Raw genomic sequence first — 22,051 nt, forward strand, 5'->3', positions numbered from 1 at the left:
TTTTTTTGCTTTTTTAGAGATAAGTATGTCCAAACCCAGCCGTTTTCAAACGCGTTCTGCCATCATACGAGGCTAGAGTTACTTTTTATTTTCGTATAAAGTGCAGGAATTTCCGGTGAAAATGGGTCTGAGCTGATGTATTCGATGAAAAACCTGCACTTTTGCAGGAATGTTTCAAAGCCAGCGTATCTACGAGCAAAAGGATGTACTTTTGCAGGTTTTTTTCGTGTTCCTAGTCAGATGCAGCAGAATTGTTTGCGGCTTATCAATACCACGCCTATTCGTTCCTTTGCTCAAGTAACAAACACGCTAACTTAACAGCTAGATTCGCTCAAATAAAACAGGAAACCTACCAGGGCTAAACGGTAAGAAGTTCTTTGCGTTATTTATTCCGGTCGGCCGCTGTCTTTTTTACGCCAATTTTTCGGATGGTTCGGTTGGGCAGGATTCGGTTGGTTCTTATCAAGTATCCACGTTTTACCGATTTGAACCGCTTTAACGCGCCCTTCTGCGCAATAGTTTTTGATGGTACCCGGCGATAATCCCCATATTTCCGCGGCCTCCTGGACACCCATAATATGATCAAGGGGGTTCATGACGGTTACCTCTGTTTCCGTACGATTATTAACGTATATAGCGATATAGCGAGCGTGATAATTGAAATTACGAAAGTGACGTAAGCCATTGAGTACACGGCTCCTTTCGCGTATAATGATTGTTAGGGGGAGAGGTTTTAAACCTCTCCGGTGATTTACTTACGAGACTTCGAGCGCTTCCGACGCTTGGAGTCTTTTTCTTTTCGGTGATTTTCCAGCACTATGTAGAGATTGACGAGAGCAACCAATAGCTGGATTATCGCCGTCAGAAGGGTAAGCATTTACATCACCTCCTAACGGTTTCATTATATCATGTGCGATAACGCATGTAAAGGGGGTTGCAAGTCAGAGGCGCATTGGATTATTCCGATTCAGTCTGCACGTAAACGGCTACCACTGCCCCTATTATGGTTTCTTGGTCTTTTGATCGTTGTCTGCTATGTACTCGAACAGCTCAGCAGGAGTGCAGTCTAATGTTTTACATAATAGATTAAGAACCTCAACACTAACTGCTTTAACGTGTTTGTCTTCCTCACGTAATTTTTCATTGTTAACCCACTGGCTCAAAGTATTCGGTCGAATGCCAGTCTGTTTGCTTATTTGGTACATGGTCATCCCACGTTTATCTAACATCTCCGAAAGCTTAAAACGAATCAACGAAAACCACGCTCCTATTAATTTCCATTCTACCACAATAACAACGCTTGACGTTATTAACAAATTGGGTTAATATCAATTTAAGATAATAACTCAAAATGATATTATAAATTTCATTTCACATACGGAACCTCAGTTTACACGCGAGCGTCCTGACCGGAAAGGAGGTGATGGCTATTCGCAAGATAACGGTACGAATGAAACATCGGGATGACGTTGCTAATGAAATGTTAGTTTTTGATTGGAATGCGTATCTACTAATAGAGAATGTAGCGTTGATTCTCGAACCGGAAGACGAAATCGTTACGATATCACGCGTAAAGTTGCGCGAAGATGGGACATACGTGCGTACGTCCTCAGGCGGCTTTTGCCGTATGAAGGTGGCTGTTTTCTGACTGAGGAGTATGCGCGCCAGCGCGTTGTTAACCTGTGCTTCGAAATAAGCCAGCTCATAAGTCCATAAATAAAAAAACTTCCTACGTTTATTACCGTAAGAAGTTCGCATAAATTGCGTTTGATTCCACCCGATTAAAGCGGGGTTATACGCGCCACGGCGGGATTCGAACCCGCGACGCACAGTTTAGGAAACTGTCGCTCTATCCTGCTGAGCTACGGGCGCATAGCAAAGACTATTTTAACACGGAGTTTTTCGTCATGCAACCGTGCTCTTGCCTTGCCAGCTTGCCGGTCTAGGAATCTAGGTTCGGATCGAACAGACTTCTAGACCTTGTTCCGAAGCTTGCGGAAGAACTGGGTCAGCAGCGCTGCGCATTCTTCCTGCAGCACGCCGCTGATTACGTCGACGCGGTGATTGAAACGTTCTTCCTGCAGCAGGTTCATCAGCGTGCCGGCGCACCCTGCTTTGGGATCTGCGGTACCATAGATCACTTGCGGAATGCGCGATTGAACGATGGCTCCCGCGCACATCGGACACGGCTCCAGCGTGACGTAGAGCTTGCAGTCCAGTAGACGCCACGCCTGCAAATGCTCGCTGGCCTGGCGGATCGCGATCATCTCGGCATGAGCGGTCGGATCCAGGGACGTTTCGCGCAGGTTGTAGCCGCGGCCTATAATTTCACCGTCACGCACGACAATAGCGCCGATTGGAACTTCACGGATCGTTTCGGCTTTCAAAGCTTCATGGATCGCTTCCCGCATCCAATATATATGTTCATCCACAGGGGACACCTCGCTTAAAAAAATGTTATCCACATGTGAATAGAAGTCGAACAAGCATTCGTTGTTAACATTCTGTGGACAAGTGTGTGGATAAGTTGAAAAGTTGTGGATATATGAGTTTCATTGTAGGGACTCGCCGCTCTGAAATCAAGCTGCCTGCGAAAACGGTTGAATCCGACGGCTAAACTAGGTATACTAGAATTAAAATTTTAGGTCTTTTAACCTACTGATAGGTATAATCGCATACATAACGAGATCAGATTTGATAAGGGCAAACTTGCCGAAAGGCAAGGACGCAAAGCCGAGGGTCTAAAGTTCTACAAGAACCATGACAGCCTGGTTACCGGAAATCAAGCTTGTTTGATTTAGGTAAATAGGTTGCCCCGACAGGAAGGGACAGTCTATTTTTTTATTTATAGCCTAATCTGTTTGTAGAGAACAGGAGGATATGCCATGAAGCTGTCGGATAGGGAGAGAAAGATGGATTTGGTCAAAATCTACGGAAGCAAGGAAGGCAACGACGCGGAAATTTTGATTGACAGCAAAGCGGTGCTGGATAAAAGCGATTTTGTAGCGACGGGAATAGTAACGTACGTGCTTGGCGACATTATCGAAATCGAGCTGCCTCAATACGATGTTTTTCGGCTCGGGGACAAGGTCAAGATTACGGTTTATTCCAAATCGGGGCTATTCGTTTTTGAGACGTCGGTCGTGGCCAAAGACGAGGGTTCGATCATCGTGATTAATCCGCCCGATAACCGGAAGAAGTTTACGGAGAAGAGGGAGCACCCGCGAATCGATGTCGTTCAGGGCGGCTTGCTGCACAGTCTGCATGACAAGAATAAGAGAAACAAGCAAAGTTTCGAGCATCCGATCAGCCTTAGCGTCAAAAATATCAGCTTGAGCGGCGTAGGATTTGTGATTGAAAACAATATGAATGCGGATAAAAATATGAGTCTGGAAAATAGCGCGCGGCTCGAAATCGAGCTTCTGCTCGGTTTTTCCATATCTTGCGTAACCGAAATCGTCCGAAGAGAGGCTTTGGGTGCAGGCTTTTTTTATTACGGAGTCCGATACGTTGAAATTCCGGAAAATAAAACGAATGCGCTGCGGGCCTTTATTTTGAAAAATCAGGTCGAGGCCTACTTCGTACAAAAACAAGACATCAAATTGAAAAAAGTCATGGATATCCGGTCTGCGGTGCATCAATAACCGCGGGCTTTTTTTTATTCAAACACGGCGCCGGCGATTCGTCGCAGCAAGTTAGTGTCAATCTATTTGCGCAAGTTATGCATAAGATTAGGGACAATTCGCAAGGTTATAATTGATACCATCGTTCAATGGAACAGCAGAAGCAGACATCAAAAATGAGGTGATGAGCGATGCGCTTTTCGAACTTGTTCGGCAGGAGAAAGTATCATTCAGCCCCGCAGAGGTCCAATCGTCAGCAAAATAACGACTCCATCGGTACGTCCCTATCGCAAAATATCGCCGATTTACATAACCTGTTTACGCAAACTCCCGATCTGATCGTACGGCAATTTACAATCAAGCGCACGGGAGAGCAAGCCGCGCTTGTTTATCTGAGCGGGCTCGTGGATAAAAACTCGATCAACAACAACGTGCTCCGCCCGCTTCAATTCGACGATGGGAGCGACGATGCGGACGGCGATTTTATTTTGACAATCGGTCAGGTTATTACGCTGCAGGCGTGGGCGCAAATCGAGGTCGCAGTTCTGCATGGCCGCAGCATACTTTTTGTCGACGGACGGGCGGAGTCGTATTCTCTCGATACGCAGGGCTGGCCGCAGCGGGCGATTGCAGATCCGCAGCTTGAGGCGTCCCTGAAAGGAGCGCATCAAGGCTTTGTTGAAACGAGCACTCAGAACGTTGCGCTTATCCGGCGCTACATTCCCAACCGCGAATTGAAAATAAAGGAATTAAGAGTAGGGCAACGCGGGCATACTATCGTATCCGTTCTATACCTGGAGGATGTCGCGCATCCCGAGGTGCTGCAGGAGCTGGAAGACCGGATTCAGATGCTGAATATCGACACGATCATTAATACCGGCGAGTTGGCGGAGCTGATCGAGGATAATCCGTATTCTCCGTTTCCGCAATTTATTTTGACGGAACGGCCGGATGCTGCAGCATCGCAAGTTTTGCAGGGAAGATTCGTCGTTGTCGTAGACCGTTCTCCGAGCGTGCTCGTCGGTCCGGCCTCGTTCACATCGTTTTTTCAGAGCGTCGACGATTACAGCACACGCTGGTCGATCGCTACTTTTATCCGGCTGCTGAGACTTTTTGCGTTCTTTGTCGCCGTCTTTTTGCCGGCGTTCTACATAGCTGTCATTTCTTACCACTTTGAGATCATTCCCATCAAATTGCTGCTCACGATCGGGGAGTTCAGAGGACGTGTGCCGTTCCCTCCTTTCGTGGAAGCGGTCATTATGGAGCTTACGCTTGAAATGATGCGGGAAGCGGGAATTCGGCTGCCCGCTCCGGTCGGGCAAACGGTCGGCATTGTCGGAGGCATCGTCATCGGCCAGGCGATCGTACAGGCGGGGCTCATCAACAATATTATGGTTATTGTCGTTTCTTTTACCGCCATCGCTTCTTTCATCCTGCCCAACTACGATATGGTCGCCGCCATTCGGCTGATTCGCTTCGCGATGATGATAGCCGCTTCGATGTTCGGCTTCGTTGGCATTATTGTCGGGATGATGACGATGGTCGGACACCTCATTTCGCTGGAATCTCTCGGAACTCCTTACAGCACTCCGCTCGCGCCGATCCGGCTGGTCGATTGGAAGGACGCGTTCGTTCGCTTGCCGTTATGGAAAATGGATAGGCGTCCTGTCAGCGCGAGGCCGGTTCAACCGATGCGGCAAGGTCCCAGCCGTTCCAAGGGTGACGATAAATGAGCAAAAATTCGGGTCATACGATTACCTCCCTACAGTACATTTTTATCAATTCGGGCTTGCAGGTGAGCATTTTTTTTGTAGCGCTGCCCAGAATAATGGCCGAACAGGCGGGTACGGACGGCTGGATCTCGCTTATCCTTGGTTGGGCTTTAACGATAGCGGCAAGCCTGATCATTATCCGGATTATGCAAAAAAATCCCGATGATACCTTGCTTGATTTGCTGACGAAATACTGGGGCAAATGGGCGGGCAGAGCGGGAGCCATCCTGTTTGCTCTCTATCTCTTTTTCTACGGATACATAGGGCTCGTATACACGGTATTAATGACGAAGGCCTGGCTGCTGCAGCAAACTTCGCCCTTTCTCCTTATGCTGCTGCTGATTATCCCCACGTATGTGATTGCTCGAGGTGGACTTCGGGTTGTGGGAAGATATGCGGAAATTGTATTTCTCCTCTCGCTGTGGTTACCGTTTATTTATTTGTTTCCGCTAAAAGAAGCCCACTGGCTTCATTTGCTTCCCGTGCTGAAGGAAGGGTGGATGCCTATTTTTCATGGCGTACCGGAAGCGCTCTATTTTTACATAGGATTTTCAACGACGTTTATGTTCTACCCGTTTTTGCAGAATAAGAAAAAAGCTTCCATGAATATTGTCTTTTCCAATACGATTACACTGTTCATTCATTTATCCGTCACGATCATTTGTTTTGTTTATTTCAGCCCGGACGAAATTACCGGATACAACGAGCCTGGGGTCAATGTACTGAAAGTAATCGAATTCAAGTTTGCGGAACGTATCGAAGTGCTGTTTATAGCGTTTTATTTGTTAATGTTTTCCTTGGCATGGGTTCCGACCGTGTACTTGGGCGTAGTGTGCACGAGCTGGCTGCTCGGCAAGCAGGATCATCGGGGACATTTGCGTGTGATTTGTTTGCTGCTTGCTGTCGGCACATTTTTCTACATGCCCACATTCAATCAGAACGACCGGATGGGACAATTTCTTCTTTACATCGGGATTGTCGTGGAATACATATTTCCCGTTTTTTTAATCATTTTGATGTGGATGCATGACCGGTTCCGGTGGAGGAAGAACTTATGAACAAACGGCGGATTTTTATGCTGGCTATCGTCATGGCTATCATCGTCTCGGGCTGTAGCGACCGACTGGATCTTGAAGACGCCGCAATCCCGCTTTTGGGGGGCTATGATCTCGATGAGAATAATAAAGAGGTTAACTTTGTGGTTATGCCTGTGTTCAGCAGAAGCGCCAAGAAGAAAAGCAAGGAACTCGGCGTACCTGTGCAGACGGTCAGACAGGGGAGGGGAGAATTGGATGCCTATACGCCGGGCATTTTTCAGGGCAGAAAGCTTATTGTCATCCTTGTCGGCAAACGCCTCTTGCAGCATCCCGGCTGGTTCAAGATTATGGATGTCTTCTTTCGCGATGCAAAAAATACGTTAACCTCCAGAGTCGTTATGTACGACGGTCCTCTCTCTGAAGTCATCTTCATGAGTCCGAAAGACCAGCCGTTCCTCCCCGTATTAGTGAAAGGGATGGTCGATACGAAGAGTTCGAGATCGGAGACGGTGAAAACAACGATGCAGGGGCTGCACCGGCAAATATATGAGAAGGGGATGACTCCCTATATTGCTGAAGTTCAGATGGATAATGAGATTAAGTTGAGAGGAACGGCCCTCCTTGATCATACGGGCAAATATGTCGCTTCTCTGGATGCGGAAGAAACCATTTACATGCAAATATTACAAAGTGAAGCGAAAAAAACGGTCAGCTTGACGCTATCCATTCCCGGCTATCCGAAGCGTGGTCCGCTTAATTCGGACAAGTTAAGCTTTAGCTCCGAAAGAATAAAAACGAAGGTCAAGACCTCCTATCGCGACGACAAATTTCGTTTCGATTTGAGCATTAAAATGCCTATTGCGCTGACGGAACGGTTATTTCCTTACGATATGCGAGGAAAGGGAACCGAACTGGAGCAGTTGATCGCCGAACAATTGCAAAAGAAATTCGAGAACCTCATCAGGAAAATACAAAAGTATAAAATCGATCCGTTCGGCTTAGGGATCTACGCAAACGCTTTTGAATATAAGCAGTACAAGAAAGTGGAAGATTATTGGGGAGAAACGTTCGCCCAAGCGGACGTACATGTATCCGTGAAAGTCACTTTGGAAAGTATGGGGCCCGTGAAGTGAAGTTTGCGACGCCATAGGGAGATTGACAGGGCGCAAGAACGATTGAGTGGAGGAGATGCTTATGATCAAGCGTTCACTGTATATCAGGCTTATCGCTATTGCCATAGCCTTCGTCATGATGCCGGGATGCTCCGACCGTCTGGATATGGAAGACGCCAATCTCCCCCTTGCGCTCGGCTTGGACCTCGATCCGGACAATAATCCTGTCATGTACTCGACTTTTCCGGTGTTCAGCAGAAATGTCAAGAAGAAGAGCCGGGAAACCAAAGCTAAAGCGCCAACGTTTCGCGAGTCGAGAGCAGGGCAGGACGCCCATTCGTCAGGCGTTTTCACAGGCAAGAACTACCAGGTATTCGTTGTCGGCAAACGCCTTCTGAAGCATGAGGACTGGTTCACGATGACGGACGTCCTTTTTCGCGATTCGAAAAATACGATAGCCGACAGGGTCCTTTATTTCGACGGACCTCTTTCCGAGATCATTTATTTGAATCCGAAGGATCAGCCGATGCTGCCTTTACTGCTGCGGGGGATGGTCGACACGAAGGACGCCCGTTCGGAAACGGTGAAGACGACAGTGCAAGAGCTGCACCGGCAAATGTTTGAAAAAGGGATGACTCCCAGCATTGCCAAAATCGAATTGAATAAGAATGAAGTTGCGCTTCGCGGAACGGCGCTTCTGAATCATAAGGGCAAGTATGTCGCTTCACTGGACTCTTCGGAAACCGTCTTGCTGCGAATATTGCAAAATCGGGCGAAAAAGGCCGTCAGCTTGACGCTGCCGATTCCCGGAGAAACGTCAACGGATTCGTTCGCGAATGACAAATTTAGTTTTTCCGCCGATAAAGTAAAGACGAAAACGAAAGTTGCCTATCGTCAGGACAAATTTCAATTCAATTTGAACGTCAACATGTTAATCGGACTGACGGAGAAATTATTTCCTTACGATGTTCAGGAAAAAGGAAAAGAGCTGGAACAAATCGTTTCCGAAAAGATACAAAAGCAGCTTGAGGCCGTTGTAAAGAAATTCCAAAAGTATGCAATCGATCCGATCGGACTTGGACTCTATGCCCGTGCGTATGAGTATCAGCAGTATAAGAAGGTTCAGGATCAATGGGGCGAGGCGCTGGCCCAGGCGGACATTCATGTTTCGGTAAAAGTAACGTTAAGAGCTATGGGACCTGTGAAATAAACGTTTGGCGAACCCCAATCAGCGCTCAAAACCGTCCGGAGGGTGATGGATATTGAAAAAATATGCGTATAATGAGATCACGCTCATGCAGTTTATTTGTATCAGCTCCGGCGTTCAAGTGGGCGTGGGTTTGTTGGATTTGCCGCAATTACTGGCTCAGCGGGTAGGTACGGACGGCTGGATCGCTCTTATTATCGGCTGGATCTTCTCGACATCGGCGAGCCTGATTATGGTCCGGATCATGAAAAAATACCCTGACGGAACCTTGCTCGATCTGTTGACGCGGTACATGGGCAAATGGGCGGGCAAGGCGGGGAGCATCCTGTTTGCCCTTTATTTCTTTTATTACGGATACGCAGGGATTACAAGGCTCGTTCTTTATACGAACCAGTGGCTTTTGCCGCAAACACCGGCCTTTCTCATCATGCTTTTGCTGCTCATCCCCACTTATGTTGTTGCGCGCAGCGGTCTGCGAATTACGGGGAGATATGCGGAGCTTGTTTTTTTTATTTCCTTGTGGATTCCGTTTGCCTACCTGCCTCCGCTCAAGGACGCCCACTGGCTCTATCTTCTGCCCGTTCTTAAGGAAGGCTGGGGGCCTGTTTTCATGGCGTACCAAACGTCATTCTTAGCCTTCGGGGGATTCGGCACAACGATGATGATGTATCCGTTTTTGATGAACAAGCAAAAGGCTTCCGTCGGCGTTATTGCATCCAACACGTTGACGATGCTCATATTTTTGTCCGTCACGATCGTCTGTTTCGTGTACTATAGCCCTTACGAAGTGAAAGAGTATAACGAACCGGTGGTCAACATCCTGAAAGCCATCGAGTTCAAGTTTATCGAACGGATCGAGGTGTTGTTTATCTCATTTTATTTATTTATTTTTTCACTATCATGGATACCTACTTTTTACTTAAGCGTATTTTGTACAAGCTGGCTGTTCGGGAAACAGGATCACCGCAGTCATTTTCGTCTGCTCTGGCTGCTGGTTGCCGTCGGGACGTGTTTTTTTATGCCGACCTTCAATCAGAGCCACAAGATGGATCAATTTCTCACTTGGGCTATACTTGGCGTCGAATATGCGCTGCCTGTTTGCCTGCTTGGTTACCTCTGGTTCTACGACCGTTTGCACCGCGGCGGCGATCCGGCCGGAGCTCTTGGACCGCAAGAAACGGACAAATAATTGTCATGGGCGCGCGTCTCTCCCAGTGTCGGTCGTGGAACTATACAACTGGACAGGAGACAGTTTGGCTGGGAGAAAACCTGCGAAAGTGCAGGTTTTTTTGAGAAATTGGCCTATTTTGGCGAAAAACCTGCAAAAGCGCAGGAATTTCCGCTGAAAGTAAATCTGAGTCCATATGTTAGGTGAAAAGCCTGCACTTTTGCAGGAATTCTTCATAGCCAGCTATCAAGGACGCAAATTCATGTATTTTTGCAGTTTTTTTATCGTTCAGACAGGCAGATTGTGGCTATCGCCTCTGACGCGGGGGTTTTTGGGCAGTTTGAGAGTAATTAAGCGGTTTTTTCGCTTGCGGAAGTCTCTTCAGATAAGTGACATTAGGCGTGGACTAATATATAATGATTTAAGAATTTGACAAAATGACTATCAAGGAGTAGTGAATATAAATGGGTCTCTCTTGCGGAGTGGTCGGTCTGCCGAACGTGGGCAAATCGACTTTGTTTAACGCAATTACACAGGCGGGTGCGGAATCTGCGAATTATCCGTTCTGCACGATCGATCCGAATGTCGGAGTCGTGGAAGTGCCGGACGAAAGAATGCAGCGGCTGGTCGAGATCGTAGAGCCGAAGAACATCGTCCCGACCGCCTTCGAATTCGTCGACATTGCGGGTCTGGTCAAGGGCGCGAGCAAAGGCGAGGGTCTGGGAAATAAATTTTTGGCGCATATCCGCGAAGTCGACGCGATCGTGCATGTCGTGCGCTGCTTTGTGGACGAAAATATTACGCACGTATCCGGAAAAGTCGATCCTATCGGCGATATCGAGACGATTAACCTCGAACTGATTTTGGCCGATCTGGATTCGGTGGAAAAACGCATCGAGCGCTCCCGCAAAAACCTGAAGGGCGGCGACAAGAAATATGTCGCGGAAGTGGAATGCCTGGAGCGCATCAAAGAAGCGCTGTATGCCGATAAGCCGGCGCGCAGCCTGGATCTGAGCGATGAGGAGAAGCTGATTGTGCGCGATCTTCATTTGCTGACGATGAAGCCGGTTCTGTACGCGGCTAACGTGAGCGAGGAAGATGTGGCTTCCGCCGACGACAACCCGTACGTGCAAAAGGTGAAGGAATTTGCCGCTCAGGAAAATGCCGAGGTTGTGCCGATCAGCGCGAAGGTGGAATCGGAAATCGCCGAGCTGGAGGACGAGGAGAAGGCGATGTTCCTCGAAGAGCTGGGACTTAAGGAGTCCGGCTTGAATAGATTGATTAAAGCGGCTTACAAGCTGCTCGGTTTATATACGTATTTTACGGCCGGCGTGCAGGAAGTACGGGCATGGACGATCCGCAAGGGGATGAAAGCCCCGCAGGCGGCCGGCGTGATTCACTCGGATTTCGAACGCGGCTTTATCCGCGCGGAAGTAGTCTCCTACGATGATCTTACCGCGGCGGGTTCGATGAACGGAGCGAAGGAAAAAGGCCAGCTTCGTCTGGAAGGCAAAGAGTACGTCGTGCAGGATGGAGATGTTATGCATTTCCGCTTTAACGTTTAAAATAAAAGAAAATCGATAAAAAGGAGTGATCCGAAATGTTAGATCGACTTCAGGCACTGGCGGATCGCTATGAGAAATTAAGCGAGCTGCTGTGCGATCCTGATGTTACCAGCGATACGAAGAAGCTCAGAGAGTACTCCAAGGAGCAATCCGATCTGCAGGAAGCGTACGACGCTTATATTCAATACAAAAGTGTGACGGAACAGCTCGAAGAAGCCAAAATCATGCAGAACGAGAAACTGGACGACGAGATGCGTGAAATGGTCAAAATGGAGATCGATGAACTTACGGATCAATCCGCGCAGTTGGAGGAACAGCTCAAAATTCTCATGATGCCGAAGGACCCCAACGACGATAAGAACGTGATCGTGGAAATCCGCGGCGCCGCAGGCGGCGACGAAGCGGCTTTGTTCGCTTCGGATTTGTACCGCATGTACACGCGCTACGCCGATGGGCAAGGATGGAAGACCGAAGTGCTCGACGCCAGCTTGAACGATTTGGGCGGCTTTAAGGAGATCATCTTCATGATCACCGGCAAAGGCGCCTACAGCAAGCTGAAGTTCGAGAGCGGCGCGCACCGTGTGCAGCGCATTCCTACAACGGAGTCCGGCGGGCGGATTCACACGTCGACTTCGACGGTGGTCGTGATGCCGGAGGCGGAAGAAGTGGAGATCGACATCAGCGACAACGATATCCGCGTCGATACGTTCTGCTCCAGCGGAGCGGGCGGGCAGTCGGTCAACACGACCAAGTCGGCGGTGCGCGTGACGCACATCCCGACGGGGATCGTGGCGACTTGCCAGGACGGCAAATCGCAGAACTCGAACAAGGAAAAGGCGCTGCAAGTGCTGCGCACCCGGATTTACGACAAGATGCGCGAGGAAGAGGAAGCGAAATACGCCGGCGAGCGCAAAAGCAAAGTCGGCACCGGGGACCGCAGCGAGCGCATCCGGACTTACAACTTCCCGCAAAGCCGGATTACGGATCACCGGATCGGCTTGACGCTGCATCGGCTGGATTCCGTGCTCGGCGGCGACATGGACGAAATCGTGTCGGCGCTCACGATCGCATCCCAGTCCGAGCTGCTGGAAAAAGGGGAGCAGGCGATGTGATGCCGACTGCGAAGACGATTAGAGAAGCCTATGCAGAGGCTTCTTCTTTTTTGGCGGCGCAGGGCGTGGCGGAAGCCGCCGCCTGCGCCGAGCTGCTGCTCCAGCACCTGCTGGGCTGGAGCCGGACCGAACTGCTCCTGGGCTGGCAGGAGCAGCTGCCGCCGGAGCTGGCGGACCGCTGGAGCCAGCTCGTGGCCAGGAAGGCCGCGGGCGAGCCGGTGCAGTATATCACCGGCGAGCAGGAGTTTTTCGGCCTTCCTTTTGCCGTTAGCGGCGCGGTGCTGATTCCGCGGCCGGAGACCGAGCTCCTCGTGGAAGCTGTGCTGCACGAGGGCTCGCGGCTGTTCCCGCAAGGCGCGCCGCTCCTTGCGGACGTAGGCACCGGGAGCGGCGCGATCCCGGTGACGGTCGCGCACGCGCGCCCTGCGTGGCGCGTGGCGGCCAGCGACATCTCCGCGGCAGCGCTGGAGATGGCCCGCGCGAACGCGCGGCGGCACGGCGTGGCCGCGCGTGTGGAGTGGCTCGAGGGCGATCTCCTCGAGCCTTATATCGAGCGCCGTCTGGCGCCGGATATACTGGTGTCGAACCCACCGTATATCCCGGACAGCGACCTTCCGGCGCTGATGCCCGAGGTGCGGCTGTATGAGCCGCACACGGCTTTGTTCGGCGGTCCGGACGGGCTGGACCTGTACCGCCGCATGATCGGGCAGCTGCCGCTGCTGCCGCGAATCCCGGCCGTGGTCGGGTTCGAGGTCGGCATCCGGCAGGCGCAGGACGTGGCGGCTATGCTGCGGGAAGCCGCCGATTGGGACGAGATCCGCATAGTGCCGGATCTCGCGGGCATCGATCGCCACGTTCTGGCGATCCGTGCGCCGGAGCGGGATTGAGGGACCATCCCGTTCCTCTCTCTTTCATCCTATTTTTCTATCGAATTATAAAATAGATTGCTAGGTTTAGCCCCTTTTATTTTTGCCCATACTGTCTGGTAGAAGCGAAGGGAAAGGGGCTTTTCCAGATGGTAAAGAGAGTGAATCGTTCTTATAAATTTTTATGGTATACGGCTTTTGCACTTATCGTATTGCTTGCAAGCTGGGATGGCAATCGCACGAATGCCGCGGTCGTGGCGTCGGAAATCCCGAAAGAGTCGATCCGGCTGCGCATTCTTGCCAATTCCGACTCTGCGCCGGATCAGGCGCTCAAACGCGAGATTCGCGATGCGATCATCGCCCGCATGCAGGAGTGGGTCGTCGGTCCGCATACGCTGGACGAGGCCAGAGCCGTCGTGAGGGCGCATTTGCCGGAATTCGACGCATTGGTCGGCCGGATGATCCGGGAGCGCGGCTACGATTATTCGCATACGGTAGAGCTGGGCGTCGTCCCTTTTCCTACGAAATTGTACGGCAATACGGTTTATCCGGCCGGTGATTACGAAGCGCTGCGCGTGACGATCGGCAGCGGACAGGGGCAGAATTGGTGGTGCGTGCTGTTTCCTCCGCTGTGCTTCGTCGACTCGGTGTCGGGAGAAGCGGTGGCGACTACGGCCGAGGTTGTGGCCAAGACGGAGCCCGCGGATGCGAAGGCCGCTTCCGGCAAAGAGGCGCCGTCCGCCAAAGCTGCCGATAAAAGCCAGGCCGCCGGCAAACCGGCGGTAAAGGCCGGTGCGGGCGATACACCTGACGGTAAGTCGGCTTCGGCCGGAGAACAGAAACCGGAAGTTAAATTTTTCTTATGGGAAATGCTCAAAAAAGCGGCATCCTGGTTTGGCTGATCAAGTGATCAAGCTGATCCCGGCTGATCGGAAGTTGCGGCGAAATCTTATGCCGATGCCGGAAAATGGGCGGAACAACACGCAGTAAGGATGGAACTTAATGTGACTATATATTGGAAATTGGATGCGGACGGCGGGCCGCGGGAGGAACAGGCCGCGATTGCCGAAGCCGCACGGCTGCTTAGAGACGGCGACACCGTAGCTTTTCCGACGGAAACGGTGTACGGGCTTGGCGCGGATGCTACGAGCTCGGAAGCGGTGGCGCGTATTTTCCAAGCCAAAGGCCGCCCGTCGGATAATCCGTTGATCGTTCATATTGCAGATATCCGGCAGTTGGATAACCTCGTAGCGGATTCAGCCGTCACCTACGGGCACCGGTTGTTGATGGAGGCATTTTGGCCGGGACCGCTAACGATCGTGCTGCCTGTGGAAGCGGGCGGCATTTCGCCGCTTGTGACGGCGGGACTTGCTACGGTGGGCGTGCGGATTCCCGACCATCCCGTCGCGCTGCGTCTGCTCCGGGAAGCCGGGTGCCCTGTTGCGGCTCCTAGCGCAAACAGCTCGGGCAGACCGAGCCCTACCGCCGCATCCCACGTCAAGGAGGATCTGGACGGCCGGATCGGCGGCTTGCTGGATGGTGGGCCTACGGGAGTCGGGGTGGAATCGACGGTTATCGAGATCGTCGATAACGAACTGTACATTCTTCGTCCGGGGGGCGTGACGGCGGAACAGCTGCGGGCGGTTCTGCCGGATGTGCAAGTGCACGAACCGGCGAAGGAAGCATGGAGCGAAGAAGCGGAAGCGCCGCGTTCGCCGGGGATGAAATACACGCATTACGCTCCGAAGGGCCGTATGCAAATTGTTCAAGGGGCCGCACCGGATGATGTGGCGGCCTGGATTCAGCGCGATATCGATGCTGCCCGGGAGCGGGGAGAGTCGACAGGCGTCCTCACCTATGAGGAAAATGCGGGAAAGTATCGCGCCGATCTCGTAATTGCCTGCGGCAGCTTGTCTCGCCCAGAGACGGTCGCCCGGGAGCTTTACGCCGCTTTGCGGCGTTTTGACGAAGAGGGCATTGGTTATATTAATGCCGAGGCTTGTCCGGAGGACGGCATCGGCCAGGCGATTATGAATCGTCTGCGCAAAGCGGCCGGTCATCGGCTTGTTCGAGTATAGCTGGCATGATTCCCGGTTTGTCCGCATATCTTGGGAAAGAAACCGTGGACAGGGGGACTGCAGCATGCTCGCATCATCCTTTGCACTTGGGCAGCTACTTACCATCATCATTATGGCGATTGCATTAGGACTAGATGCTTTTTCCCTGGGGATAGGGATCGGTATGAGGGGCGTCCGCTTGCTCGACATTCTCAAAATCAGCGTCGTTATCGGCATTTTCCATATTATTATGCCTTTAATGGGGATGTTCATGGGGCACTACGTCAGCTCTCTTCTGGGACATGTCGCTACTGCTGCGGGGGGCTGCCTGCTGGCTTTGCTGGGGTGCCATATGATATACAGCTCGCTTCGCGGCGGGGAAGCCGTCTCTTTCGACCACCGTACTTTGTGGGGGCTTATTATTTTCGCGCTCAGCGTAAGTATAGACTCTTTCTCGGTGGGGGTATCGCTGGGAATGTTCGCTACGGATATCGTGCTGACGGTGCTTGTATTCGGCGCCTTCGGAGCGCTGATGTCGATTGGCGGCCTGCTCGTAGGCAGACGCGTCGGACACTGGGTCGGCGAGTACGGCGAGGCGTTTGGCGGGTTGATTTTGCTCGCATTTGGGATCAAATTTTTGCTGTGATACAATAAAGGGGAGGAGGGGATCATGTTGCGAATACTTTTTGTCTGTACGGGAAATACGTGCCGCAGTCCATTGGCCGAGGGCTTGCTGCGGGTCAAGGTGCAAAAAGAAGGGCTAGCGGCCGAGGTCCGTTCCGCCGGCGTATCCGCTGTTACGGGAGGGGCCATTTCTCACAACAGCGACGCGATTTTGAAAGAAGCGGGTTTCCGGGACAAGATCAGCTCTCTTTTTATTGGGCAGGCCGAGGTGCAGTGGGCGGATTTGATTTTGACGATGACGGTCGGCCACAAGCGTTCGGTTGTTCAGCGTTTTCCGGATGCCGTAGATAAAATTTATACGCTCAAGGAGTACGTGGAGGATAGCCCGGACGTGCTGCGCGCGCTGGAGGAGCGGGAACGGCTTACAGCCGAGATTCAGCTCAAACAAGCGCTGGCTCAGACGGTTTCATCCGAGGAAAGAAGCCGGTATTTGCAGCTGGAAAGAAGCATTCCCGATTACGATATTTCCGACCCGTTCGGCGGTTCCATAGACATTTACCGGGCAACGGCCGAGGAAATCGGACAATGTCTGGATAAGCTGGTGCAAAAGCTGCGCGAGCGGCAGAACGGATCGAATTTGCTGGGCCCTTAGGACTGATTCCCAGAAAAGCGGGTTTGGAGCGGATCCGGCGGAATCGGCTTGCCTTGCCTGCGCGAACCCGCCCCGCGGATATCACCTTTACAGGCACGTCGGAATGCGATAAAATAGATGTATTGATTGAGACTCGATGTAACTGGCGACGAGTGGGGTTAACCACAATGGAGCATCGGGTTATACGGCCGGTCGCCTGGGCAAAAGAGCAACGCGCGTACTTTCGCGTGTCCTGCTCTTTTTTTCGTTTTCCGGTGGGTAATGGGCTATAATAGGAAGGACAAATGAATTTTAAAGGAGCGTTTACCGATGAAAATTGCATTGGGTGCGGATCATGCAGGGTATCGTTTGAAAGATGTCATCATTCCTTTTATCGAATCATTAGGCCACCAGGTTTTGGATCTCGGCTGCAGCTGCGCGGATTCCGTCGATTACCCGGATTATGCGCTGGAAGTATGCGAGAAAGTAGTTGCCGGGGAAGTGGATAAAGGCATCCTGATTTGCGGGACAGGCATCGGCATGTCGATTGCCGCCAACAAAGTTCCCGGAATCCGCTGCGCGCTCGTTCACGATCTGTTCTCCGCCAAAGCGACCCGCGAGCATAACGATACGAACGTATTGGCTATGGGCGAGCGCGTCATCGGGCCTGGCGTTGCCGAAGAAATCGTGAAAATTTGGCTGGAAACGGAATTTTCGCAAGGCGTTCGCCACCAGAACCGCATCGGTAAAGTTCAAAAGATCGAAGAGCGCTTCGCGCTTCATCCGTAAGCCGCGGGAGGGAATCCGATGACTGATTCCATTCTGCCTACGATTGCTGAAGCCGTTGAAGCCAATCTGCGTGAGCTGGTTCAGGCGGGGGGGTTGAAGCCCGGACAGCTGCTTGTCATCGGCACCAGCACGAGCGAAATACTCGGGCATCGCATCGGCACATCCGGGACGCTGGACGCGGCGGAGCCGATCTTTCAAGCGGCCGGGCGCGTGTGCCGGGAATTCGGGCTGCACGCGGCATTTCAATGCTGCGAGCATCTGAACCGCGCGCTCGTGCTGGAGGAAGACGTGCTCGCGCTGTATCCCCGTCTGGAGCCGGTGTCCGTCATTCCGGTGCCGAAAGCCGGGGGCGCGATGGCGTCCTATGCGTACCGCCATTTTGCCCGGCCCGTAGTCGTCGAGACGATTGAGGCTCACGCCGGGATCGATATCGGCAGCACGCTCATCGGCATGCACCTTCGCCGTGTCGCGGTGCCGGTTCGTCCGCCGGTGCGGAATATCGGCCACGCCTATGTGACTATGGCTTACACGCGGCCGAAGTTGATCGGCGGCATGCGGGCTGTGTACTCGGAGGAGACAGCCGAACAACAGTACGCTGCCGCGTCTCCGAAAGCGGATTGTTAGTTTCGCTGCGTTTGTACGTTTAAATACAAAGAAGACCAGGGAGGAACTGAACATGTCTACTAACTTTTTAAGCAAGCAAGATCCGAAAATCGCAGAAGCGATGAACTTGGAACTGGGCCGTCAACGCGACAAAATCGAGCTTATCGCATCCGAAAACATCGTCAGCGAAGCCGTTATGGAAGCTATGGGTACGGTTCTGACGAACAAATACGCGGAAGGCTATCCGGGCAAAAGATACTACGGCGGCTGTGAATACGTCGATATCGTGGAAGATATCGCGCGCGACCGCGCCAAAGAGCTGTTTGGCGCCGAGCATGCGAACGTACAGCCTCATTCAGGCGCGCAAGCGAACATGGCCGTTTATTTGGCCGCATTGAGTCATGGAGACACTGTTCTCGGCATGAACCTGGCACATGGCGGTCATTTGACGCACGGCAGCCCGGTGAACGCTTCCGGCATTTTGTACAATTTCGTCGCTTACGGCGTCAGCGAAAAAGACGGCCGCATCGATTACGACGAAGTCCGCAAAGCGGCATTCAAGCATAAGCCACGCATGCTCGTTGCCGGCGCGAGCGCATATTCGCGCATTATCGATTTTGAAGCGCTGGCTTCCATCGCGAACGACGTAGGCGCATTGTTCTTCGTAGACATGGCGCACATCGCCGGTCTGATTGCCGCAGGCTTGCATCCGAATCCGGTGCCGCACGCCCATTTCGTAACGACTACGACGCACAAAACGCTTCGCGGTCCCCGCGGCGGCATGATATTGACCCGCAAGTCGTGGGCGGCCGCCATTGACAAAGCCGTATTCCCGGGCACCCAGGGCGGACCTTTGATGCACACGATCGCGGCAAAAGCCGTATCTTTCGGCGAAGCGCTGCAGCCTGAATTCAAAACTTACGCGCAAAACGTCATCAACAACGCGAAAACGCTGGCCGAAGCTCTGCAAGCGGAAGGCATCGAGCTCGTTTCCGGCGGAACCGACAACCATTTGATGCTGATCGATCTGCGCAGCCTGAACATTACCGGTAAAGACGCGGAGCATGTTTTGGACGAAATCGGCATTACGGCGAACAAAAATGCCATTCCTTTCGATCCGACAAGCCCGTTCATCACAAGCGGCATCCGCGTTGGCACGCCTGCGGCGACTTCCCGCGGCATGGGCGAAGAAGCGATGAAAACGATCGCGAAAGTCATCGCGCTTACGCTTAAAAATCCTAAAGACGAAGCGACGCTCGAACAAGCTCGCGGCATCGTGAAGGATTTGACGGCGCAATATCCGCTTTATCCAGGTTTGAGCTATTAATTGATTTTGATCTGCAACGACCGACTCCGGATGATGCCGGGGTCGGTTTTTTTAAGTTTACGGGGGCGGAGTGCTCCGCAAAACCTGCCCAAACCCTCAGGACGCCGTAGAAGTCACCCTAAAGAATGAAAATAATCGGGTCTACTTGCTCTTTGATGATGCCCGGAAACCTGCACGCCAGAGCCGGTCGCACAATCTGCTTGTTAGTATGAGGAAAACCTGCAAAAGTACAGTTTTTGCTCGGTAGAAACGCCGGTGACGAAAAATTCCTGCAATTGTGCAGGCTTTTCGCCGCGAACAGGGGCTCTGGTTCATTTTTATCGAAAATTCCTGCACTTTCGCAGGCTTTTCGCCAAAACGAACCATTTATGCGGAAAAAACCTGCATTTTTGCAGGCATTTTCTCTGCCAAGCCGCCTTGTGCCCTCCACTCCAGCACCGCAACCGGTGGAGGGAGTAACGCGGCCCACGCCAGCACCGCAACCCGAACCGGAAGCTCGGCGGGGGACGAATTGCCTGTTTTCTTTTATTAAATTTGTGAAATGTTCCAATGGTTTTTCAGAAGATAAGTTGGATAACATATGATATAATAGACAAGATTTGCGTAATTGTCGATATACGCGCTTACAAAGCAGGTTTTGCCGTGCAAAACGCTTAGGAGGAAACCCATGGGAAAAGTATTCATCTGCGATCATCCGCTTATTCAACACAAACTTACCTACATTCGTGATGAAAATACGAAAACAAAAGATTTTCGCGAACTCGTTGATGAAGTGGCCACTTTAATGGCTTATGAGATTACTAGAGATATTCCGCTTGAACATATTCAAGTGAAGACGCCTGTTACGACTGCCGATTGCCGCATCATTTCCGGGAGGATGCTCGGTCTTATTCCGATTTTGCGGGCGGGTCTCGGGATGGTGGACGGCATTCTCAAGCTGATTCCTGCGGCGAAAGTCGGACATATCGGACTTTATCGTGATCCGGATACGCTTCAACCTGTCGAATACTATGTGAAGCTTCCGACGGACGTCCAGGAGCGGGAGCTGATCGTGATCGATCCGATGCTGGCTACTGGCGGGTCGGCCAATGCGGCTATCGACGTGTTGAAGCGCAGAGGCTGCACCCAAATCAAGCTGATGTGCCTGATTGCGGCGCCGGAAGGGATTAAAGCCGTGCAAAACGAACATCCGAACGTCGATATTTATGTGGCCGCCGTCGATGATTATTTGAACGATCACGGCTACATCGTGCCTGGCTTGGGAGACGCAGGCGACCGGTTGTTCGGGACTAAATAAGCAAAAGGGAGACAGAGACCGATGAAACGCTTGAAAGTCATTACGATTTTTGGCACCAGACCTGAGGCTATCAAAATGGCTCCGCTCGTTCTGGAGCTGCAGAAGCATCCGGAACATATCGAATCGCTCGTGTGCGTAACGGCGCAGCACCGCGAGATTCTGGATCAAGTGCTGGATCTTTTCAAAATCAAGCCCGACTACGATTTGAACGTGATGAAAGACCGGCAAACGTTGAACGAGATTACGATCCGCGTTCTGCAAGGGCTGGAGCCTGTTTTCCGGGAGGCGAAGCCGGATCTGATCCTTGTCCATGGCGACACTCTGACTACGTTCCTCGGCAGCTACGCCGCGTTCCTCCAACAAATTCAGGTGGGCCATGTGGAAGCGGGACTGCGGACGTGGAACAAAATGTCGCCGTATCCGGAAGAAATGAACCGGCAGTTGACCGGCGTTCTCTCCGATCTTCATTTTGCCCCGACGGATTTGTCGGCGAGTAGCCTGCGCAAAGAGAACAAGCCCGAAGAGCGCATCTACATAACGGGGAATACCGTAACGGATGTGTTCCAATACACGGTGCAAAAAGATTTTCAGCATCCGATTCTGGAATGGGCGGCCGGCCGCAAGCTGATTCTGATGACGGCGCACCGCAGGGAGTCCCAGGGGGAACCGCATCGTCAAATTTTCCGCGCCGTGCGGCGGATTGCCGACGAGTTCACGGACATCGCCATCGTGTATCCGGTGCATCCGAGTCCGGCCGTGAAGGAGCCCGCCCACGAAATTTTGGGCGACCATCCGAGAATCAAGCTGATCGAGCCTCTTGACGTGTTTGAATTGCACAATTTTTATCCGCATACGCACATGATCCTTACCGACTCCGGAGGGATTCAGGAAGAAGCGCCATCATTCGGGGTGCCGGCCCTGGTGCTGCGCGAAACGACGGAGCGTCCGGAAGGCATTGACGCAGGCACTTTGGAGCTTGTCGGCACGGACGAGGAGCAGGTTTACGAGCGTGCCAGAGCCCTGCTCACAGACGCCGCTTTGTACAATAAAATGAGCCAGGCGGCCAATCCTTACGGGGATGGAAAAGCGTCCCAGCGCATCGTTCAGGCCATTCTGCACCATTTTGGCCTAGCTTCCGACCGTCCGGCGCCTTTTCAACCGTGACAAAATGATGACAAACGTTACAGCGTACAGTTGAACTGTTCGGTTTGAAAATCGGCAAACCCTAGAGCCGCAAGGCTCTGGGTCGTTCTGGCGAAAG

22 protein-coding genes, 1 tRNA gene and 2 riboswitches are annotated in these 22,051 nt (G+C 52.1%); of the genes, 18 read left to right on the forward strand and 5 right to left on the reverse strand.

The features are described 5' to 3' along the window. Positions 1-386: 386 nt before the first annotated feature. From AC6RNO_RS30650 to tadA, 4 genes are all read right to left on the reverse strand, one after another. The gene (locus AC6RNO_RS30650; protein ID WP_474686735.1) at positions 387-596 is read right to left on the reverse strand and encodes a helix-turn-helix domain-containing protein; all 210 of its coding nucleotides are present in this window, start codon (positions 594-596) and stop codon (positions 387-389) included. Between the two features lie 405 nt (positions 597-1,001). Next, positions 1,002-1,253, reverse strand: a complete 252-nt coding sequence (locus AC6RNO_RS30655; protein ID WP_474686736.1) for a helix-turn-helix domain-containing protein — start codon at positions 1,251-1,253, stop codon at positions 1,002-1,004. Between the two features lie 544 nt (positions 1,254-1,797). Then, positions 1,798-1,872 (reverse strand) — tRNA-Arg (locus tag AC6RNO_RS30660). A gap of 101 nt (positions 1,873-1,973) precedes the next feature. Beyond that, complete coding sequence (gene tadA, locus AC6RNO_RS30665; protein WP_474686738.1) at positions 1,974-2,432, reverse strand: tRNA adenosine(34) deaminase TadA; 459 nt, start codon at positions 2,430-2,432, stop codon at positions 1,974-1,976. A 260-nt stretch (positions 2,433-2,692) separates the two neighbouring features. Then, a riboswitch (cyclic di-GMP riboswitch) is annotated at positions 2,693-2,780 on the forward strand. Positions 2,781-2,885: 105 nt separating this feature from the next. Between tadA and AC6RNO_RS30670 the strand changes: the two genes are divergently transcribed. The 16 genes from AC6RNO_RS30670 (at position 2,886) to glyA (ending at position 19,493) form a co-directional block, all read left to right on the forward strand. Next, positions 2,886-3,644 carry a PilZ domain-containing protein gene (locus AC6RNO_RS30670; RefSeq protein WP_497107822.1) on the forward strand — a complete coding sequence of 253 codons (759 nt, stop codon included), beginning with the start codon at positions 2,886-2,888 and terminating at the stop codon, positions 3,642-3,644. Positions 3,645-3,814: 170 nt separating this feature from the next. Then, positions 3,815-5,356, forward strand: a complete 1,542-nt coding sequence (locus AC6RNO_RS30675; protein ID WP_497107823.1) for a spore germination protein — start codon at positions 3,815-3,817, stop codon at positions 5,354-5,356. Continuing rightward, complete coding sequence (locus AC6RNO_RS30680; RefSeq protein WP_497107824.1) at positions 5,353-6,453, forward strand: endospore germination permease; 1,101 nt, start codon at positions 5,353-5,355, stop codon at positions 6,451-6,453. Before AC6RNO_RS30675 ends, AC6RNO_RS30680 begins: the two co-directional genes overlap by 4 nt. Beyond that, positions 6,450-7,565, forward strand: coding sequence for a Ger(x)C family spore germination protein (locus AC6RNO_RS30685; protein WP_497107825.1), 1,116 nt, complete (start codon positions 6,450-6,452; stop codon positions 7,563-7,565). The genes AC6RNO_RS30680 and AC6RNO_RS30685 overlap by 4 nt, the downstream gene beginning before the upstream one ends. 61 nt (positions 7,566-7,626) lie before the next feature. Further along, entirely contained in the window at positions 7,627-8,754 is a 1,128-nt protein-coding gene (locus AC6RNO_RS30690; RefSeq protein ID WP_497107826.1) for a Ger(x)C family spore germination protein, read from the forward strand. Positions 8,755-8,806: 52 nt separating this feature from the next. After that, entirely contained in the window at positions 8,807-9,940 is a 1,134-nt protein-coding gene (locus AC6RNO_RS30695; RefSeq protein ID WP_497107827.1) for an endospore germination permease, read from the forward strand. A gap of 443 nt (positions 9,941-10,383) precedes the next feature. Beyond that, complete coding sequence (gene ychF, locus AC6RNO_RS30700; protein WP_488438041.1) at positions 10,384-11,484, forward strand: redox-regulated ATPase YchF; 1,101 nt, start codon at positions 10,384-10,386, stop codon at positions 11,482-11,484. Positions 11,485-11,519: 35 nt separating this feature from the next. Next, a complete protein-coding gene (gene prfA / locus AC6RNO_RS30705) occupies positions 11,520-12,596 on the forward strand; it encodes a peptide chain release factor 1 (RefSeq protein WP_497107828.1) in 1,077 nt (358 codons plus the stop codon). Continuing rightward, on the forward strand, positions 12,596-13,483 hold the full coding sequence (prmC, locus tag AC6RNO_RS30710; RefSeq protein WP_497107829.1) for a peptide chain release factor N(5)-glutamine methyltransferase: 888 nt from the start codon (positions 12,596-12,598) through the stop codon (positions 13,481-13,483). Before prfA ends, prmC begins: the two co-directional genes overlap by 1 nt. 128 nt (positions 13,484-13,611) lie before the next feature. Further along, a complete protein-coding gene (gene spoIIR / locus AC6RNO_RS30715) occupies positions 13,612-14,364 on the forward strand; it encodes a stage II sporulation protein R (protein ID WP_497107830.1) in 753 nt (250 codons plus the stop codon). 90 nt (positions 14,365-14,454) lie between these two features. After that, positions 14,455-15,540 carry an L-threonylcarbamoyladenylate synthase gene (locus tag AC6RNO_RS30720; RefSeq protein ID WP_497107831.1) on the forward strand — a complete coding sequence of 362 codons (1,086 nt, stop codon included), beginning with the start codon at positions 14,455-14,457 and terminating at the stop codon, positions 15,538-15,540. Between the two features lie 64 nt (positions 15,541-15,604). After that, the gene (locus tag AC6RNO_RS30725) at positions 15,605-16,165 is read left to right on the forward strand and encodes a manganese efflux pump MntP (protein ID WP_474686751.1); all 561 of its coding nucleotides are present in this window, start codon (positions 15,605-15,607) and stop codon (positions 16,163-16,165) included. Positions 16,166-16,189: 24 nt separating this feature from the next. Next, a complete protein-coding gene (locus tag AC6RNO_RS30730) occupies positions 16,190-16,795 on the forward strand; it encodes an arsenate reductase/protein-tyrosine-phosphatase family protein (RefSeq protein ID WP_497107832.1) in 606 nt (201 codons plus the stop codon). A 128-nt stretch (positions 16,796-16,923) separates the two neighbouring features. Continuing rightward, positions 16,924-17,004, forward strand: a riboswitch (ZMP/ZTP riboswitch). Positions 17,005-17,104: 100 nt separating this feature from the next. Then, complete coding sequence (rpiB, locus tag AC6RNO_RS30735) at positions 17,105-17,563, forward strand: ribose 5-phosphate isomerase B (protein ID WP_488438035.1); 459 nt, start codon at positions 17,105-17,107, stop codon at positions 17,561-17,563. Positions 17,564-17,581: 18 nt separating this feature from the next. Beyond that, the gene (locus AC6RNO_RS30740) at positions 17,582-18,187 is read left to right on the forward strand and encodes a TIGR01440 family protein (RefSeq protein ID WP_474686754.1); all 606 of its coding nucleotides are present in this window, start codon (positions 17,582-17,584) and stop codon (positions 18,185-18,187) included. 52 nt (positions 18,188-18,239) lie between these two features. Further along, complete coding sequence (gene glyA, locus AC6RNO_RS30745) at positions 18,240-19,493, forward strand: serine hydroxymethyltransferase (protein WP_474686755.1); 1,254 nt, start codon at positions 18,240-18,242, stop codon at positions 19,491-19,493. A gap of 118 nt (positions 19,494-19,611) precedes the next feature. On the opposite strand, the gene AC6RNO_RS30750 is transcribed toward glyA, so the two are convergent. Continuing rightward, positions 19,612-20,187 carry a hypothetical protein gene (locus AC6RNO_RS30750; RefSeq protein WP_497107833.1) on the reverse strand — a complete coding sequence of 192 codons (576 nt, stop codon included), beginning with the start codon at positions 20,185-20,187 and terminating at the stop codon, positions 19,612-19,614. Between AC6RNO_RS30750 and upp the strand changes: the two genes are divergently transcribed. Both upp and wecB read left to right on the forward strand, forming a co-directional pair. Next, positions 20,161-20,790 (forward strand): uracil phosphoribosyltransferase, encoded by a 630-nt coding sequence (gene upp, locus AC6RNO_RS30755; protein ID WP_474686756.1) that lies wholly within the window; start codon positions 20,161-20,163, stop codon positions 20,788-20,790. The genes AC6RNO_RS30750 and upp overlap by 27 nt on opposite strands. Before the next feature lie 21 nt (positions 20,791-20,811). After that, complete coding sequence (gene wecB, locus AC6RNO_RS30760) at positions 20,812-21,954, forward strand: non-hydrolyzing UDP-N-acetylglucosamine 2-epimerase (protein WP_474686757.1); 1,143 nt, start codon at positions 20,812-20,814, stop codon at positions 21,952-21,954. The last annotated feature ends 97 nt before the right edge of the window (positions 21,955-22,051 follow it).

This window comes from Paenibacillus sp. sgz302190 (assembly GCF_059820445.1).